Raw genomic sequence first — 18,034 nt, forward strand, 5'->3', positions numbered from 1 at the left:
ATACCCCCGGGTGGAGAGTGCAACGGTAGAAGTAAAATTAGAAAAGCGAGTTCAATTTACGGGAGAATTATCCTTTGTTTTATCGGGTTCGAACAGGTAACCTGCCATGAAACACATAAGCTTGCCCCTATTGTTAATCTTGCTGTTTGTAGTCCCTAACCTTAGGGGACAGCATACCCCTATCACCGATATTAATGTCCGGCTAAAAAATGCTTCGCCGTCGGAAAAAGTACAATTATACAATCAGCTCTCGTCCTATTATGTTTCATCAGATGCCGAAAAGGCTATTCACTATGCCCATTTAGCCCTTAAACTAGCGCAATCGGTAAACGATCGTGCAGGAAAAGCGAAAGCCTATGGTAACTTAGGTATGGGCTATTATTTTTTTTCGGATTACGACAGTCTGCTCACCTATTATCAAAAATCGCTTAAGGCTTATGACTCCATTGGCGATTATAATAGTGTGACGGGCTTGGCTGCCAGATTTTACCGTTTAGACAAATTTCAAAAAGCACTCGACAACTACAAACGTTCCCTAAAGATATACTTAAGTCAAAACGACTCATTAAGTATAATTAGCACCTACCTAAATATGGGCAATGTTTATAAAGGAATGAATGACTATCAGAACTCGCTCGAGAATTACAATAAGGCATTGGCTTACATTCCCGCAAGAAACAAACACTACCAACAAGAAAAAACAGCACTCTGGGAAAACATAGCCGATGTTTGGTTTACCGAAGGACAATATGATAAGGCATTGATCTTTTACGAATTACTCTACAAACAATATGCGCAACAAAGAGACAGCCTAAGCATAGCATCGGTTTTAAATAATTTGGGCGGTGTGTACTATCAAAAAAACCAATTAGCTGAGTCGCTGCGCAACTACCGTATGGCTTTAGATTTGCAAATTAAACAAAACGACCACTATGGCGCCTCCGTTTCCTTTTTAAATTTAGCTCGCATTTATGGAAAATTAGGTGACTTTACAAACGCTATTGCCCAACATCAAAACAGCATCTTGTTAAGCAAGGTAATAGAAAACAGAAGTATATTGCAGGATAACTACCGTATGCTGGCCTTGATTTACAAACAAAAAAACAACTTTAAAAAGGCCTATGAATATCAAGTGCTGTATTCTAACATATCGGATGTATTGACCAGCGAGAAAAGTGCAGAACAATTTGTGGGCACCCTGATGATGAACGATATTGAAACAAAAAATAAGGAAAACGAAATATTGGAGGCCAAAAACGAAAACTATCGCTTGCGATTACAGAAAGAAAATTTGTCTACCTGGAGGCTCTCGTTCGGCTTTACCCTGTTGTTTGTGCTTATTTTGGTTTTCATCATCTATTATCGTTACTATTTAAAACGTAAAGAAAACGAGAATCTGGAATCCAAGGTGAACAAGGCTTTGCAAAAACAAGAAGAACAACAACAAATCATTTTTCACCAGGCCAGCTTGTCATCACTAGGCGAACTTGCAGCCGGCATAGCCCACGAGATTAACCAGCCCATTCAAAACATATCCCTATCGGCCGAAGAGATTAAATATGAATTAATGGAGCCCAATCCAGCTACTTTATCACTACAAATATCTATTGCCGAAATATTTGAAGATATCGCCCGCGTTCGTGAAATAGTTGACCACATTCGGATATTCTCAAGTGGCCAAAAAGAGGATGTCCACGAGCCGTTCTCCCTATCAGAATGTGTCAACTCAGCCATCTCCATGCTTAGTCGCCAGTATCAGAATCATCATATTCATGTGCAACTTAATTTAGATACCGATATACCTCAAGTGATGGGCAATCCGCACAAAATGGAACAAATAATACATAACCTATTATCCAATTCCCGCGACGCCGTGAATCAGTTGCAAGAAAAAAAACCTGCGTTAAAAAAGGAAATTGTTATTGAAACGGGAAGCGAAACAGGAAATGTATTTGTAAAAGTGAGCGATAACGGAGTGGGAATACCTTATAGTAAACGAACTGATATTTTTTTACCCTTTGTTACTTCTAAACCCTTGGGTAAAGGAACCGGCTTAGGCCTCTCTATTGCCTATCGTCTTGCGCAGGAAATGAAGGGCAGAATAGAAGTACAAAGTCGTGTTATGGATGGAACTATTATGAAGGTAATCTTCCCCATTACAGCAAGTAATGACCACCTTAAACAATAGCTAATTCATGCTTAATTCTCATTTGGATCTTTTAAATTTTAATTCAACACCCCATGGAGAACCTGAAAATACTAATACTGGACGATGAGAAGAGGATAACCGAAAAACTTAAATACCATCTCCAAAAAAGAGAGTTTATCGTATTTACAGCTAACACACCCAACGAAGGTTTTGCTGTATTAAAAACAGAAAAACCAAGTATTTTAATTTTAGACATCATGCTGCCGGGTATAAACGGATTGGATGTGCTGACAAAGGTGAAAGAAGATTTTGCATCTACCGAAGTTATCATGATAAGTGGCTACGGCGATATGGACATGGTGATAGAAGCTATGCGTAAAGGCGCCTCCGATTTTATACGCAAACCCTTTCAGCTGATGGACATCCAGGTAGCTGTAGAACGCACCGGTAAGTTTTTGGCCCTGCAAAAAAAACTCGAAAATGCCGAAAATATAGGTTCCCTGGTGTCGAAGGAGTTGGAAGGGATGATAGAAAAAGATTTTATTGGTGAGAGTACAGCTATAAAAAAAGTGATAAAAATAGCCCTGAAAGCAGCGCAGGACAACGACGTAAACGTACTCGTTACAGGCGAAAACGGAACAGGAAAAGAAATTATATCGCGTATTATACATTACGGCAGCCCACGTATGCAACAGGTATTTGCCCCGGTAAATAGTTCCGCCATACCCGCCACCCTGTTGGAGAGCGAATTTTTTGGCCACGTAAAAGGTGCTTTTACTGATGCGCGTGAAGATAAAAAGGGCTATTTTGAACTGGCCAATAAAGGAACTTTATTTTTAGACGAGATTGCCGACATGCCTTTCTCGCTACAAGCCAAGCTATTGCGCGTAATAGAAGAGAATAAAGTGAAAAAAGTAGGGAGTAACAAAGAATTTTCGGTTGATGTGAGAATCATCTCTGCCACCAATAAAAACATAGAACAGCTCATCCGCGACAACAAATTTCGTATCGACCTTTACCATCGTATCAACACCATTGAAATACACATTCCTCCTTTGCGCGAAAGACCCGAAGACATCCCTCTCCTGTTGCTACATTTTGTGAAATCCTTAGCCCGCAAAAAAAACATTCACCCACCAACTATCAACACGCAATTGCTAAAAAAACTGCAATCCTATCATTTTCCGGGCAACGTACGCGAATTACGAAACATGGTAGAACGAGCCCTTATTTTGCTGGAAGGTGACGAACTAATGCCGGAAGACTTCCCTTTAAAAGCGGATCACAAACAAGAAAAATATTTTTTCGACAGTCTGGATCTCGAAAAAAACGAACGCCAATTAATTGTTGAAGCGCTCAAACGCTGCAACATGAACCAAACACAAGCAGCCGACACCTTAGGCATTTCGCGTGATGCCCTAAAGCGAAAAATAAAGAAATTCGGGATAGAAATAGGTAAAAACATCGTATGATCAATAGGGCTATTTCGCTCATCTGGGCGTTAATGCCCTTTAGCCAGAAAAACAGCACAAGACGCTAAGAGCGGACAAGATGCTACTATTCAGCAGTATACAAAAATTTTACTTTGCTGTTTTATTTTTGGTATGCCAATTGGCTTTAAAGAGTTGTAAGCAAATATTTTGCTTACCTAACTTTTAAAAGCTGTATCATGGAACTTAAAAAAACAAACAAAGCCAATTTAGAGCAAAAACGAAGCATATTTTTGCAAATAGGATTTGTAATAGCCTTGGGTGCTGCCTTAGTGGCCTTTGAATGGAAAACTATTCGTACAAATCCGGGCATGCTAGCCGACAATGCCCTCCACCTAATCGATGAAGAACTGCCCCCGGTTATCCGCATTAAAGAACCGGAACCGGAAAAACCAAAACCAAAACTTATTGTTTTGGAAGAGCTTATTATTGTTGAAGACGAAACAGAGTTGCCCGGCGATGAGCTGGAAATAAATTCGGAATCCTTAGAAGATCTATCCGTAGCTTTACAACAAGTAGAACCGGGAGAAGAAGATGGCGACCCCATTCCATTTATCATGCTCGAAGACAAGCCTGAATTTCCCGGAGGCGAACGAGCCCTTCTTAAGTATTTATCCTCCTCGGTAAAATATCCAATTATAGCCGTTGAAAACGGCATTGAAGGCACTGTTTACCTGAGTTTTATTATTAGTAAAACCGGCAAGGTGGAGCAGGTGCAAGTAATTAGAGGGGTAAACACACTACTGGATCGCGAGGCACTGCGGGTTGTTTCGTCCATGCCCAACTGGAAGCCCGGCAGACAGGGCACCCGCAAGGTAGCTGTTTCGTATCAGGTGCCTATTAAGTTTAAACTGCAATAAATACGCAAACCTTGATTTCCCTACACTTCATCTTCTAAAAATCCAATCGTTATGAAATACAATACGATACTTTCTCATCATCTTACCCATTCGCTCGTCCTCCTCTGTTTTTTATATCTCTCGGCTTGTGTAAATTTAGGCACAGATATAAAGAACCGCGCCATAGGCACACCCGGTGAAGTATTAGTGGTAATGGACAATAACATCCAACAGTCGCAAGTGCAAAAGATAATCCAGGCTTTTGCCAATGCGGAATTCCCTAATCTACCACAATCCGAACCTACATTTAAACTCACTACGGTTATCCCCAAAAATTTTGAAGGCCATTTTAGGGCATATAGAAATATAATAATTATACAGCAATCAATATTGTCCAAAACCGATGTCAGCTTTCAAAGGAATGTTTGGGCTTTACAGCAGCAGGTGGTCGATATAACCCTATCCGATACCAATGATTTTGCAGATTTATTTAAGGCCCACGAAAAGGAGATTTTTGATTTTATTTACCAGGGAGATATCAGCAACATACAAAATGCAAACCTAAAAGTTGCTGACGCGGCAGCACAACGTTTTATTAAACAAAAGCACAACCTTTATTTGGTAATACCACCAGGGTTTCGTTTGGTAAAAGACACGGCCAACTTTTGCTGGTTTCGCTTAGACAGATTAGAAACGGACATGCATTTGGTCATTCAATCCTTTGACATGGATAGTTTACCCGCCATCCATAACAGAGCACTGTTAGCCCTTCTTGATCGTGTGGGTAAAGAATATATACCTGGCCCTTACGCACTTACTTTTAAGCAAACCGAAAAAAACCTCCCCATACTATTTAGTAAGATAAGCATTAACGAGCAGAATGTTACTGAACTTCGTGGCTTATGGAGGGTAGAAGGCTATTTTATGGGAGGACCTTTTGTTACTATTTTTATTAAAGATGATTCTCGAAATAAATTACTCATGCTTGATGGCTTTGTGCATGCAGCTCAAAATCAAAATAAAGCCTATTACGTGCGACAGATAGAAGCCATACTGCATTCTGTTAAAATTTTATAAATAAATGGGCCTTGGTAAAATAGTTTGTGTCGTTTTGCTTTATTGTTTCTATTTTCGATTCGTGCTACTTGCGATATAGGAATTAGCATCTATAACTTTAACACATGAAGATTAACAAGCTATTAACATGCCTCCTTTTCATCAGTTCGTTTGGTCAGCTCTTTTCTCAATCCTCCGACTTTGAAACCATCCTTACACGAGGTATTTCCGATTACGAAACCGGCCGATACGAAAACGCACTTTCATGGTTTACACAGGCATTTAAACTGAAACGCGAATCGAATAAGGCATGCTATTATTTGTCTTTGGCACATCTGGCTCTTGAAAACAATGAAGAGGCTGCCACCTACAGTGCTAAAGTAATAAAGCGTGGGGGCAAATACAGCGAGGATGCCTATTTAGTTAACGCCACGGTCTGGGCTAACCTGGGACGTAATAAAAAAGCCCGGAGAATTTATAACCAAGCCTTAAAGAAATACCCCACAAACTACCTTATTTATTATAATTTGGCGTTTTCGTTGCACAACGATAAAAATTTCGAGAAAGCTCAAGAGTACGCAACAATGTCCATTGAATTACACCCTGCACACGCCAGCAGTCATTTATTACTTGCCTACATTATGTATGCGCAAGGCGAAAGAGTGCAAAGTATGTTACCCTTATACTATTTTCTACTGCTGGAACCCGAAAGCGATAGAAGCAAAGCTGCCTACGAACTGCTGACCAATTTATGGAATCAGGGCATACGACAAAAAGGGCAGCGCGACATTCAGCTTGTGGCAGCAGGTTTCCACTACGACGATTTTGCCCAAACCGAGCTCTCTATAAGCCTGATAAAAGCTGCTAAAAACATCCAAAACGAAAGAAACGAAGCACCCACAAGCCGCAACAATCTTCTGGTAGAATTTGCACAAAACAACAATGCGTTTTTTACAATTTTAGAAGAGGCCTCGGACAATAAGGATGGTTTCTGGTGGGACTTTTATGTAAACTTTTTCAGTAAACTGAAAAAAAATAACCTAAACGAGCCGTTTAGCTACTATATAAGTGCAAGTCGTTATAACGATGATGTGCTGTTATGGATGTCGGCTAACATGGCGCAATTCAAACGATTTACATCCTGGATGGAAAATCAGTAAGCTGCAGCAGATACATACAAGCTTTTATAGAAATCAGTGCACACAAGCTACTCGCTTATTTATCCCCATAATTTGCTTATCTAACTATTTTTGAACATAAAAAACAAGCGTTTATCCCTTCTATCAAGGCACTTGCATAAAGCATCTTTTTTTGTGCCTTATTTTTGAACCCAAACAGCAATTACAACGTATCCTCATTAGGTAAATAAGTATTCATCTAAAATTTTAAAATTATGAGCCAGTTTAAAACAAAGCATTTTCAATATACCGGAGTTGATGATTTTGACACGGCCATTGATTTACAAATCAATGAATTTATCAACGAAAACAATATCGAAGCAGATCACATTGTCGATATTAAATATGCCGCACACTCCAGCCAGGGCGTAAACACCTACTCTGCTTTAATACTGTATAAGGAGGTGTAGATAAAATAAAACCTAAAGTAAAAGGTCATTGCTCATTGCAGTGGCCTTTTTTTTATCCTGACATTTGCATTTAGACTATTACTTTAACTTTTTTTTAACGGAGTTTAACCGCACCTTAACTAATACCTATTTTACCCAGTAATATATTTGCAATACTCAAATCATTTAATAACCTCAAAAAGAATATATAAAATGAAACGGTTTGGATTATTGATACGAACTGCATTTACCTATGTGCACTATCTATTGATACATTCGAGGAGACAATTATTACATTCAACCCAATACTTCAGCACCAATTTGAGGTTTCGCTGAACAGCACCCATCACAAAACTTTCTGGCATACTGTTTTTTACAGCCCTCTATTAGGCCATGTTACTAAACTGTGTATTTCAATAACTAAAGATCGTTCAACGGAAGCTATAGCAGTTTGCACACCCTGAGGTGATAGAAGATGTAATAGATGTAAAGCACTCTTTCTTCCTTTAAAAATATCACTACCGGCACCTGCCACGCTATGCTGTAAATAATTTCACATTAGATCTTTAGAGGTTTTTATGTTTGAATATCAATTATTATGTAGTTTTTTTATATAAAAATCTGTTTTAAAGAGAAATTTTATGAGAAAGATTAATCTTTACATGACGCTTTTATTTATTGCACTAATCAGCATTCAATTTCAGCAGCGTGCGCTGGCATCATCTGCCCAGCTTGAAATTTACACGCCTTATACCAAAGTCTCCGTATCGCCCGGTAGCACGGTTAATTATTCCATTGATATTATCAATAATGGAGACGAAACGCAAAACCAGGATATTTTAATAACAAACCTGCCCCGATCATGGAGCTACACCTTAACAGCCAATGGTTTAAATATAAATAAAGTGGCCGTTTTACCCAAGGAGAAAAAAACATTAAGTTTAAAGGTGGAAGTTCCTTATCAGGTAAAAAAAGGATACTATACCTTTTATGCTAAAACGGGTAATGGCGCCAGCCTTCCCATGACAGTAAATGTAAGTACGGCAGGATCTAATGAAACAGAACTAAGCTGCGACCAAAGGAACATGCAGGGCACTTCAAAATCAAACTTTACATTTAACGCAGTCCTTAAGAATAAAACCCCCAACAAACAACAATATGCCCTCATGGCTTCCCCTCCCAAAGGGTGGATAGTGGCCATTAAACCCAACCACAAACAAGCCACATCAACCGAGGTGGATGCCAATGGAACTAAAAACATCAGCTACGATATAAAAGCACCATCCAATGTAAATGCAGGTAGCTATAAAATACCGGTTAAAGCAGTATCGGGTTCCACATCGGCCGAAATGGAATTGGAGGTAGTAATTACCGGTACCTACAAAATGGTTTTGACCACACCCACCGGACTGCTTAGTGCCCGTATTACCGCCGGTGATGAAAAAAAAGTAGAACTCGCCATTAAAAATACAGGATCCGTTAAGCTAGAAAACATTGAATTATCGGCCTCCAAACCCAAGAATTGGGAAGTGAGTTTTGACAACAAAGAGATTGCAAGCTTGGAGCCCGGAAAAACCACAACCGTGCTTGCAAGCATAAAAGCTGATAAAAAAGCCATCCCGGGCGATTATGTAACAAAAATTACGGCCCGAACACCGGAAACCAACGAACAAATTTCTTTTAGAATTATGGTTAAAACGCCAATGCTAATGGGTTGGTTAGGTGTATTGGTAATATTAGCTGCCATTGGCGGTTTATGGCTTTTAATCAGGAAATTCGGAAGGAGGTAAGCTATGGAGAATCCGGTTATTCAACTCAACGGAGTTTCGAAAAGGTACGATGACTTTATGGCTGTTAACGACCTGAATTTATCCATTAACAAAGGAGAGATATTTGGATTGTTGGGACCCAACGGGGCAGGTAAATCAACCACCATTTTAATGCTGATGGGGCTTACCGAACCAAGTTCGGGTAAAGTGGAAGTCTGCGGCATTAACGCTACCGTAAAACCCATAGAGGTAAAACGAAAGGTGGGTTACCTGCCCGAAGATGTAGGGTTTTACGACGATCGTACGGGCTTAGAAAATCTGATATATACTGCGCAATTAAATGGGATAAGATACCAGGAGGCAAAGCAAAAAGCCGAAGAGCTACTAGCGCGCGTAGGGCTGGCCAATGATAAAAATAAAAAAACAGGTAAATACTCTAAGGGGATGCGCCAACGTTTGGGCTTAGCCGATGTGCTAATAAAAAATCCGGAGGTAATCATATTGGATGAACCTACTTCGGGCATCGACCCTACCGGCGTTCAGGAGTTATTATCCTTAATCGTTGAGCTGAGAAACGAGCGCGATATCACCGTGTTGTTCTCATCACACAACCTGCACCAGGTGCAACAAGTGTGCGACAGGGTTGGCATTTTTGTAAAGGGAAAACTGCTATGCGAAGGTAACATCGAATCATTATCCGAAAAACTATTTACGCATGGAAAGTATTTAATTGAGCTTGGCATCGAAGCGAAGTCTCAGGCTAATAAAGATGCAATTGCTGTTGAAGCCCTTCAAAAGGTATTATCCTCAGTTGAGGATATTCAATCCATACGAAAAGAAAAAGATTATTTCCAAATCGAATGTTCAACCGATAATTCATCCGCCATTGCCAAAGCGGTAATTGATGCCAATTATAATCTTCACTTTTTAAATAAAAAAGAATACGGATTAGACGCTATCTATAATCGCTATTTCGAGGGAGGGGCAAATGATGAAACGAGCCCCTAAATGGTCGGGGCAGGCAATGGGAGTATTCCCTCACATGCTGAGCCATCTAACGAAAGGGAAATTATTATAATCGCGAGTTACATATGGCAAATAAAATCAATTATAAACATATGAATAAATCTACCATAAAACCATTGAATCCGTTTTGGGTTATTGTAGGCAAAGAAATTTCGAGTACTGTTAGAAGCTGGAAATTTTTAATTATGCTGGCACTCGTATTACTAACCTGTATCGGCTCTTTATATGCTGCTTTGGATGATTTTTCTTCGGCTATAAAGGGCGGCAGGGCCGATGACGATTTTTTCTTTTTAAAGTTGTTTTCGCATTCCGATGGCACCTTACCGTCATACATTATTTTCATCAGTTTTTTGGGTCCCCTGCTTGGAATTAGTATGGGATTTGATGCCATCAATTCAGAGCAACACCGTGGCACGCTAAGCCGGGTGCTGGCTCAACCCATATATCGAGACTATATACTCAATGCCAAATTTACCGCTTCGCTTATCCTACTTAGCTCCTTATTTGTTGCGCTGAGTTTTTTGGTGCTTGGCTTTGGGCTCATTTTTATTGGAATCCCTCCAACTGCCGATGAGTTTATGCGCATCATATTACTTTCTGTTGTCACCATTGTATATGTGGCTTTTTGGCTCAATCTGTCCATACTGTTTTCGGTTAAGTTCCGGCAAACGGCAACCTCGGCTCTGGCAGGGATTTCGGTTTGGCTGTTCTTTACTATTTTTTATGGCATGATCGTTAATCTTATTGCGAAAGCGGTGGCTCCGGTACGATTCTTCAGCGAAACTCAGGTGATTAATTTTCAGCGATTTATCCAGAATCTGATGCGTTTCAATCCGGGGCAATTGTTTAACGATGCCACTACAACTTTATTGATGCCATCGGTGCGCAGTTTGGGCCCATTGTCAACAGAGCAAACTATTGGGGCTATTCCCAGTCCATTGCCACTGGGGCAAAGTTTAATGTTGGTATGGCCACAAGTAACGGCTCTCATTGGCGGAACATTGTTGTTTTTTGCCATTGCCTATACCATGTTTATGAGAAGAGAAATCCGATCGCGTTAAAAACTAATTTATAATACAATAAAATGGACATTTGCGTTAATAATATTACCAAAATGTACGGTTCGCAAAAGGCTTTGGACGATTTATCGTTTAAAGTTAAAACCGGAGAGATATTAGGTTTTTTGGGACCCAACGGTGCAGGAAAAACAACTACCATGAAGGCGATTACCTGCTACATTACTCCAAACAAAGGGGACATATTACTTGGCGGAGAATCTGTGAATAAATCTCCGGATAAAGTAAAAAGCAACATTGGCTATTTACCCGAAAATAACCCATTGTACCTGGATATGCCCATCATGGACTATCTGACTTTTATTGGCGAGTTGCAAGGTGTAAGTAAGGCCCATATTCCATCTCAAGTAAAAAAAATGGTTCAAATATGTGGCCTCGATGCCGAGAAACACAAAAAAATAGGCGAACTGTCCAAAGGTTATCGCCAAAGGGTAGGATTGGCTCAAGCACTTATCCACGATCCTGAGGTTTTAATACTGGATGAACCCACAACAGGTCTGGATCCCAACCAAATTATTGAAATCAGAGCGTTGATTAAGGAAATTGGGAAAGAAAAGACCGTTATTTTAAGCTCGCACATTCTGGCTGAAGTAGAAGCCACTTGCGACCGGGTACTAATTATTAACAAGGGTAAGATAGTTGCCGATGGTACGCCTGAGTCTTTACGAAAGAAAGCACAAGGGAAAGAGATATTGCGTGTAGGGGTTAATATCAAAGATCGCAATAAGATTTACAAAGCATTAAGCGAAATAAAAGAAGTGGAAGTGGTTTCTTTTGTAGAGGACAATGATGAGCTGTACGAAGTTGAAAGCCACATCGGAAAATCATCGGCCGAAGCCATTTTTAAAATGTGTGCCAATAAAGGTTGGTACTTAACGCAGCTTACGCCGGTTGAAAAGAACCTCGAAGATGTTTTCCGGGAGCTGACACAAGAAAATAAATCAATATCTGCTAATTAGATTATAATGAAACAAATTTGGATTATTACAAAAAGTGAGTTGAAAGGATACTTCGATTCCTTGATGGCCTATATACTTATAGTGGTTTTTTTAGGCTTAAGTGGTTTTTTTACCTGGCTCTACGGAAACAATGATGTGTTTTACATAAACCAGGCTACGTTGCAACCTTTTTTTGGAGTAGCCTATTGGACCCTCTTTATTTTTATTCCGGCACTTACCATGAAACAAATAGCCGAGGAATACAAAACAGGAACAATAGAGTTGTTATTAACAAAACCTATATCGGATTGGCAAGTGGTTACGGCTAAGTTTTTGGCTACATTTTTACTTATTGCTATTTCATTGGCCTTAACCCTACCCTATTATCTATCTATTGCCTCCATAGGCCCCATCGACCATGGTTCGGTACTGACGGGTTACCTGGGTTTATTGCTCATGAGTGCAGCCTACATTAGTATTGGTATTTTTGCCAGCAGCATTACTTCCAATCAAATTGTAGCCTTTTTGCTGGCCTTAATTATTGGGGTGTTTTTTCAAATATTATTTGGTATTACTTCCACTGCTTTTTCAGGTACTATTGGCGATGTATTGGCTTATATGGATATGCAATACCATTACCGCAGCATCATTCGGGGTGTCATTGACAGTAAAAATATCATTTATTTTGCATCCATCGTATTAGTTGGATTAATGGCGTCTGAACTGTCACTTGTGAAACGTAACATTAACTAATCAGAAAAATCATGATCAATAAACGTCAATTTTATTATTATATCATCTTAGCATCAGGCATCATTGTTTTAATAAATATATTGGCCAATCGATTTTTCTTCCGTATTGATTTTACCGAAGACCAACGATACACGCTAAGCGAAACCACTAAGGATATCCTTAAAGGCATCAATGAACCCATTACTGTTACGGCCTATTTTTCGGAAGGATTACAACCGCAATTTGACCAATTGCGCAAGGATTTTAAGGACTTACTGGCCGAGTACGCAAGCCGCACGAAGCAGCAGTTGGTGTATGAGTTTATCAACCCCAACGAAGATGTGCAAGAGGAACAAAAAGCAGTACAAGCGGGTATTCAAACGCTTATGATTGAAGCCCGGGAGAAAGATCAATCTACTACAAAAAAGGCCTTTATGGGAGCCGTGATACAAATTGGGGAGGAATCGGAAACCATTCCGTTTATACAGCCCGGCGCCCAAATGGAGTACGCGCTAAGCACAGCCATTAAAAAAATGACGATACCCGACAAGGCGGCCATTGGCTTTATTGGCGGGCATGGTGAACCTTCGCTAAACGAATTGCTGCAGGTTGTTCAGGGCTTAGAGGTTTTATATGTCCCCGAAGAAGTGATCTTATCCGACAGTGTAAACTTAAGCAAGTATAAAACCCTGGCCTGGATCAACCCTCAGGATACGATTCCCCCGGCGCATTTTAGCCATGTGGAGGATTACCTGAATCAGGGTGGAAATTTGTTTGTTTCATTTAACAAGGTAGATGCGCAACTCAATCAGGGAATGGGTTTTGCCAAACACACCGGCATGGCGGATTGGTTAAAAAAGAAGGGCATAACGGTTAACGAAGATTTTGTGGTAGATGCCAACTGTGGTTCCATAACCGTGCAGCAACGTCAGGGAATGTTTACGGTTAACCGCCCCATTAACTTCCCTTACTTGCCCATTTTGTCCAATTTTGCCGATCACCCGGTTACCCAGGGCCTAAGCGCCATGGTGATGCAATTTGGCAGTTCCTTGACGTACAGTAACGATTCGCTGAGCACTTTTACGCCTCTGGTTTTTACTTCCGATAAATCGGCCAAACAAGCTGCTCCGGTTTATTTTAACATAGAAAAACAGTGGACAGAAAGTGATTTCACCTCTCCAAAGCTTACTGTTGCCGGTTTGCTCAAAAAAGATATGCAAAAGATTATTGTGATAGCTGATGGAGATTTAGCAGTGAATGGAGCAGGTGAAAATATGCGTCAGGTTCAGCCAGACAATGCCAACTTTGTTGTAAATGCCATTGATTACATGAGTGACGATACGGGCTTAATTCAACTACGAAGCAAACAGGTGAAGGTGCGCATCCTGGATCAATTGGATGATGCGGACAAAAACTTCATTAAAATTGTCAACTTTTCGTTACCTATCATTATCATATTGGCCATAGGTATCTATCGTTATCAAAAAAGGAAACTAATTCGCTTAAAAAGGAAAGGGGAAAGCTATGTTTAGAAAGCTAAATATAAAAACACTCGGGCTCGTATTTATAGGTTTGTTATCATTAACCATTCTAATAAAAGTAATTGATAATACCAAGGGAGTTAATACGCTTAAAGCGGTGCTTTTTGATGTTGATGAGCAGCGCATCACTTCGGTAATTGTTAAGCCCCGGATGTTTCAGGGCCAACATATTGAATCAAAGAAACAGGATGATGGATGGAAAATATTGGCCAATGGAAAATCGTATAATGGCGATGCCAACTTTATTGAGGGCTTAATAGCTCAGGTAAATGGCTTAAAACCCCTGCGCTTGGCAGCGCAGGGTAAAGATAGCTGGGAAAAGTTTGAACTCACAGATTCTTTATCAACCGTTGTCAAATTAATGGGTTCAACAGGAGAATTGGCTCAATTGTACATAGGAAAATTCTCCTACCAACAAGCCAGGCAGAACCCCATGATGCAGCAAAACCCGTATATGCAACAACGGGGTACAATGACTACTTACGTGCGCAGCGGTGATGATGAAGAAGTATATGCCGTGGAGGGCTTCCTGGCCAGTTCTGCTAACCGGGATGTAAACGCATTCAGGGATAAAACCATATTAACAACCAGCAAAACGGGTATCCATAAAATTGCCTTTGCGTATCCTGCCGACAGCTCCTTTACCATGATAAAAAATGAAGGTGTTTGGATGGTTGATGGCATGGCCCTGGATTCTGCCGCTGTAGATGCTTATTTATCTGACATCACCACTTTAAGTGGATCTACTTTTAGCGAGGATGCACCAACATCGCACAGCCATCAGGTTAAAATTCACTTGGAGCATGGGGCAAGCATTGAAGTAAAAGCGAAGCTTGAGGATGAACAAACCTATATTTCATCATCGCAGAATTTAGGTTCGGTTTTCATGGAGAATCTCGATGAAAACTTTGAAAAGCTTTTTATATCAAAAAATAAGTTAATCAAATAAAATTAATGCAGTGGCACTAAAAAGCTCGCAACTAAACGTTTAGTTGCGAGCTTTTTTACAAGCACTTAATATGCAGATGCTATCAAACTATCCGTTTAATAATTTGATTCACATAAAACTTATCTTTACCACATATTGAATATACAACAACGAATAATCTTTGTTTACCTGCCTTTCTAGTTGCCGGATGGCAATAATAATTACAAAAAACTTATTGGATAATTAAATCATTTGCTTAAAATTGTGTATTGTCACTACAAACAATTCATGAAAAAGAGAGCAAATGGCGAGTAATGAACGATTATCCGAAAGTAATTCTGAAGAAAAGAAGAAAAAAATAAAAAAGTATTTTGACGTTGACACCCCTGTATTTTGGCCTTCGGCTATTGTAATAATTCTATTCATTGCAGTAACGCTCATTGTGGGCCAGCCGATGGAAAATATATTTAATGTAATGCAAACCAACATATCAGACTTTGGCGGTTGGTTTTTTATTCTGTCAATTAATCTCTTCCTGTTATTTGTACTTTATATTGCCTTTAGTAAGTACGGAAAAATACGATTGGGAGGTGCTAAGGCAAAGCCTGAATTTTCAAAAGGCGCATGGTTTGCCATGCTTTTTAGTGCCGGAATGGGAATTGGAATTCTTTTTTGGAGTGTTGGTGAACCAATCAGTCACTTTTTTAACTCTCCAACAGTAGAATCCGGTACCGTTGAAGCGGCCGGCGTAGCCATGGAATATACATTTATGCATTGGGGGCTTCATGCCTGGGGGGTGTACGCCCTGGTAGGTATGTCACTCGCATTTTTCACTTTTAACCGTGGACTGCCACTTACCATCAGTTCCGTTTTTTACCCCTTGATAGGGCGCAGGATTCACGGGCCAATCGGAAAAGCGATTAATGTGCTGGCCGTGGTAGCTACCCTGTTCGGAATAGCCACTTCTCTTGGGATGGGTGTTAAACAGGTAAGTGCAGGACTCACCCATCTGTTCGGCGTACCCGATACGGACAATGTGCAGGTAATAATTATTGTAATAATTACATTGGCCGCTACAGCATCCGTTGTTGCCGGATTATCTGCCGGGGTTAAGCGCCTTAGCGAAATAAACATAGTTATTGCCGCCATTTTTCTTGTTTTTATCATTGTAGTAGGACCAACCGTATTTATTGTCGATTCATTTGTGCAAAACACCGGAGCTTATGTTCAAAACTTTTTTCAAATGAGTTTTTGGACAGAAACCTACCGTCAATCGGACTGGCAAAGTAGCTGGACCGTTTTTTATTGGGCCTGGTGGGTTAGCTGGTCGCCCTTTGTGGGGATGTTTATTGCCCGTATATCGCGCGGGCGTACCCTCAAAGAGTTTGTACTGGGCGTATTAATTGTACCTTCGCTAATTACCTTCCTATGGCTTTCGGCTTTTGGTGGCAGCGCAATTTACCTGGAGATAAATGGTATTGCCGATATTGCCTCTGCCGTAAAAGAAAATGTGGCCACCTCGTTGTATGCATTACTCGAAGAGTTCCCGTTTTCGATGGTAACATCTATGGTGGGATTGATATTGGTGGCCAGCTTCTTTGTTACAAGCTCCGACTCCGGCTCCCTGGTGGTGGATAGCTTAACCGCCGGAGGAAAATTGGACGCACCGGTAGCCCAACGCATATTCTGGGCTTTAACCGAAGGTGCCGTTGCTGCAGTATTGCTCCTGGGGGGCGGACTGCAGGCACTGCAAACTGCTTCCATAACAACCGGCTTGCCTTTTGCCATTATTTTACTTATCATGATTTGGAGTTTATTGAAAGGGCTCCGCTCGGAACATGCAGGTATGATGGAACGCACAAAAAAGAGCGAACGGGATGATTACAACAGAATTATTAGCGACATTCTGAAAAGGAAAGAAAAATCAAACAAATAAACAGATACATTTTTGTAAACCCTAATTGATAAGATACTTAAAACCACAATGCCATGGATAAATTTGATAACTTGTTGGTTTGTTTGGATTTGACCGAAATGAATCATTTTCTTATAAAATATGCCAATTTTTTAGTGAGTAAGATATCACCCAAAAAAATATATTTCCTGCATTTGTTGCAGACCTATGATTTACCCGATGATATCCTCGATGATATGCCTGAAATGGAAAAATCACTGGCCGAAATAATTCGCGAAGATTTAGAGGGGAAAATTGAACGTGAATTTGAACCGGTGAACGGTTTGGAAGTTTTTGTTCATGTCGAAGAAGGAATAAAATCCGATACCCTGCTGCAGTTCACGCGCGACAAAAAAATAAACCTGACCATTTTTGGCAAAAAAGTAGGCTACTCCGGAGCCGGTTCGCTGCCGCGCAGAGTGGCCCCCTTAACGCCCTCATCGGTTTTACTGGTTAATACCGCATCGGAACCCAAGCTCGATAATCTTTTGGTTCGGAACGACTTCTCCAAAATGTCAGAAATTGCAATGGAAACAGCCACTATGCTGGCAGCCCAGACTGGTGCTAATGTTTCTTCATTCCACGCTTATAAAATCCCCATCAGTCATTTCCCACAATACTCTGCCGAGGATGAAAAACGCCTGAAAGAAAAAATGACCAAACATGGCATCAAGGAATATGGGAGATTTATGAAGAAGCTAAAACTCAGCACAGACGATATTCCATGTACCTATGTCTATGATAGAAAATATAACGAAGCACATTTGTTGTATCACCACGGCCTGGTCAATAACATTGACTTGATTTTAATCGGGTCGAAAATAAAATCCGAATTAGCCAACATTATTCTTGATCGCACATCCGAAGATCTTGCCGATTCCGAAAAAAACATCAATGTACTCATCGTAAAAGACAGGAAACAGACACTGGGTTTTATGGAAGCATTATTTAAGTAAAAGCGAATAATAA

At 40.3% G+C, this 18,034-nt stretch carries 15 protein-coding genes; all 15 read left to right on the forward strand.

The window, feature by feature from the left end; translation table 11 throughout:
- Positions 1–106: 106 nt before the first annotated feature.
- The 15 genes from FN809_RS13500 to FN809_RS13570 all read left to right on the forward strand — a co-directional run bounded on the left by FN809_RS13500 (position 107) and on the right by FN809_RS13570 (position 18,021).
- The gene (locus tag FN809_RS13500; protein WP_142534062.1) at positions 107–2,188 is read left to right on the forward strand and encodes a tetratricopeptide repeat protein; all 2,082 of its coding nucleotides are present in this window, start codon (positions 107–109) and stop codon (positions 2,186–2,188) included.
- 53 nt (positions 2,189–2,241) lie between these two features.
- Positions 2,242–3,621, forward strand: a complete 1,380-nt coding sequence (locus tag FN809_RS13505; protein WP_142534063.1) for a sigma-54-dependent transcriptional regulator — start codon at positions 2,242–2,244, stop codon at positions 3,619–3,621.
- Positions 3,622–3,818: 197 nt separating this feature from the next.
- The gene (locus FN809_RS18020; protein ID WP_142534064.1) at positions 3,819–4,499 is read left to right on the forward strand and encodes an energy transducer TonB; all 681 of its coding nucleotides are present in this window, start codon (positions 3,819–3,821) and stop codon (positions 4,497–4,499) included.
- Positions 4,500–4,550: 51 nt separating this feature from the next.
- On the forward strand, positions 4,551–5,555 hold the full coding sequence (locus tag FN809_RS13515) for a DUF4837 family protein (protein WP_142534065.1): 1,005 nt from the start codon (positions 4,551–4,553) through the stop codon (positions 5,553–5,555).
- A gap of 104 nt (positions 5,556–5,659) precedes the next feature.
- Positions 5,660–6,694, forward strand: coding sequence for a tetratricopeptide repeat protein (locus FN809_RS13520; RefSeq protein WP_142534066.1), 1,035 nt, complete (start codon positions 5,660–5,662; stop codon positions 6,692–6,694).
- Positions 6,695–6,927: 233 nt separating this feature from the next.
- Positions 6,928–7,122 carry a sporulation protein Cse60 gene (locus FN809_RS13525; protein WP_142534067.1) on the forward strand — a complete coding sequence of 65 codons (195 nt, stop codon included), beginning with the start codon at positions 6,928–6,930 and terminating at the stop codon, positions 7,120–7,122.
- Between the two features lie 620 nt (positions 7,123–7,742).
- Complete coding sequence (locus tag FN809_RS13530; protein WP_185957557.1) at positions 7,743–8,891, forward strand: COG1470 family protein; 1,149 nt, start codon at positions 7,743–7,745, stop codon at positions 8,889–8,891.
- Positions 8,892–8,894: 3 nt separating this feature from the next.
- The gene (locus FN809_RS13535; RefSeq protein WP_142534068.1) at positions 8,895–9,878 is read left to right on the forward strand and encodes an ABC transporter ATP-binding protein; all 984 of its coding nucleotides are present in this window, start codon (positions 8,895–8,897) and stop codon (positions 9,876–9,878) included.
- Positions 9,879–9,988: 110 nt separating this feature from the next.
- Complete coding sequence (locus FN809_RS13540; RefSeq protein ID WP_142534069.1) at positions 9,989–10,957, forward strand: ABC transporter permease; 969 nt, start codon at positions 9,989–9,991, stop codon at positions 10,955–10,957.
- Between the two features lie 23 nt (positions 10,958–10,980).
- On the forward strand, positions 10,981–11,931 hold the full coding sequence (locus FN809_RS13545; RefSeq protein WP_142534070.1) for an ATP-binding cassette domain-containing protein: 951 nt from the start codon (positions 10,981–10,983) through the stop codon (positions 11,929–11,931).
- Between the two features lie 6 nt (positions 11,932–11,937).
- A complete protein-coding gene (locus FN809_RS13550; RefSeq protein WP_142534071.1) occupies positions 11,938–12,663 on the forward strand; it encodes an ABC transporter permease subunit in 726 nt (241 codons plus the stop codon).
- Between the two features lie 11 nt (positions 12,664–12,674).
- Positions 12,675–14,174, forward strand: coding sequence for a GldG family protein (locus FN809_RS13555; protein ID WP_142534072.1), 1,500 nt, complete (start codon positions 12,675–12,677; stop codon positions 14,172–14,174).
- Positions 14,167–15,132, forward strand: coding sequence for a DUF4340 domain-containing protein (locus FN809_RS13560; RefSeq protein WP_142534073.1), 966 nt, complete (start codon positions 14,167–14,169; stop codon positions 15,130–15,132). Before FN809_RS13555 ends, FN809_RS13560 begins: the two co-directional genes overlap by 8 nt.
- Before the next feature lie 283 nt (positions 15,133–15,415).
- The gene (locus FN809_RS13565; protein WP_142534074.1) at positions 15,416–17,047 is read left to right on the forward strand and encodes a BCCT family transporter; all 1,632 of its coding nucleotides are present in this window, start codon (positions 15,416–15,418) and stop codon (positions 17,045–17,047) included.
- A gap of 53 nt (positions 17,048–17,100) precedes the next feature.
- Positions 17,101–18,021: a universal stress protein gene (locus FN809_RS13570; RefSeq protein WP_142534075.1), complete on the forward strand. Its 921-nt coding sequence runs from the start codon at positions 17,101–17,103 to the stop codon at positions 18,019–18,021.
- Positions 18,022–18,034: the final 13 nt, after the last annotated feature.

Source organism: Saccharicrinis carchari (assembly GCF_900182605.1).
GTDB lineage: Bacteria > Bacteroidota > Bacteroidia > Bacteroidales > Marinilabiliaceae > Saccharicrinis > Saccharicrinis carchari.

Bases quoted from the DNA above. Each gene is read 5' to 3' on its own strand.
- FN809_RS13570 (WP_142534075.1), top strand. From the start codon at position 17,101: ATGGATAAATTTGATAACTTGTTGGTTTGTTTGGATTTGACCGAAATG.
- FN809_RS13515 (WP_142534065.1), top strand. From the start codon at position 4,551: ATGAAATACAATACGATACTTTCTCATCATCTTACCCATTCGCTCGTC.
- FN809_RS13530 (WP_185957557.1), top strand. From the start codon at position 7,743: ATGAGAAAGATTAATCTTTACATGACGCTTTTATTTATTGCACTAATC.
- FN809_RS18020 (WP_142534064.1), top strand. From the start codon at position 3,819: ATGGAACTTAAAAAAACAAACAAAGCCAATTTAGAGCAAAAACGAAGC.
- FN809_RS13565 (WP_142534074.1), top strand. From the start codon at position 15,416: ATGGCGAGTAATGAACGATTATCCGAAAGTAATTCTGAAGAAAAGAAG.
- FN809_RS13500 (WP_142534062.1), top strand. From the start codon at position 107: ATGAAACACATAAGCTTGCCCCTATTGTTAATCTTGCTGTTTGTAGTC.
- FN809_RS13540 (WP_142534069.1), top strand. From the start codon at position 9,989: ATGAATAAATCTACCATAAAACCATTGAATCCGTTTTGGGTTATTGTA.
- FN809_RS13545 (WP_142534070.1), top strand. From the start codon at position 10,981: ATGGACATTTGCGTTAATAATATTACCAAAATGTACGGTTCGCAAAAG.
- FN809_RS13550 (WP_142534071.1), top strand. From the start codon at position 11,938: ATGAAACAAATTTGGATTATTACAAAAAGTGAGTTGAAAGGATACTTC.
- FN809_RS13560 (WP_142534073.1), top strand. From the start codon at position 14,167: ATGTTTAGAAAGCTAAATATAAAAACACTCGGGCTCGTATTTATAGGT.
- FN809_RS13555 (WP_142534072.1), top strand. From the start codon at position 12,675: ATGATCAATAAACGTCAATTTTATTATTATATCATCTTAGCATCAGGC.
- FN809_RS13535 (WP_142534068.1), top strand. From the start codon at position 8,895: ATGGAGAATCCGGTTATTCAACTCAACGGAGTTTCGAAAAGGTACGAT.
- FN809_RS13505 (WP_142534063.1), top strand. From the start codon at position 2,242: ATGGAGAACCTGAAAATACTAATACTGGACGATGAGAAGAGGATAACC.
- FN809_RS13525 (WP_142534067.1), top strand. From the start codon at position 6,928: ATGAGCCAGTTTAAAACAAAGCATTTTCAATATACCGGAGTTGATGAT.
- FN809_RS13520 (WP_142534066.1), top strand. From the start codon at position 5,660: ATGAAGATTAACAAGCTATTAACATGCCTCCTTTTCATCAGTTCGTTT.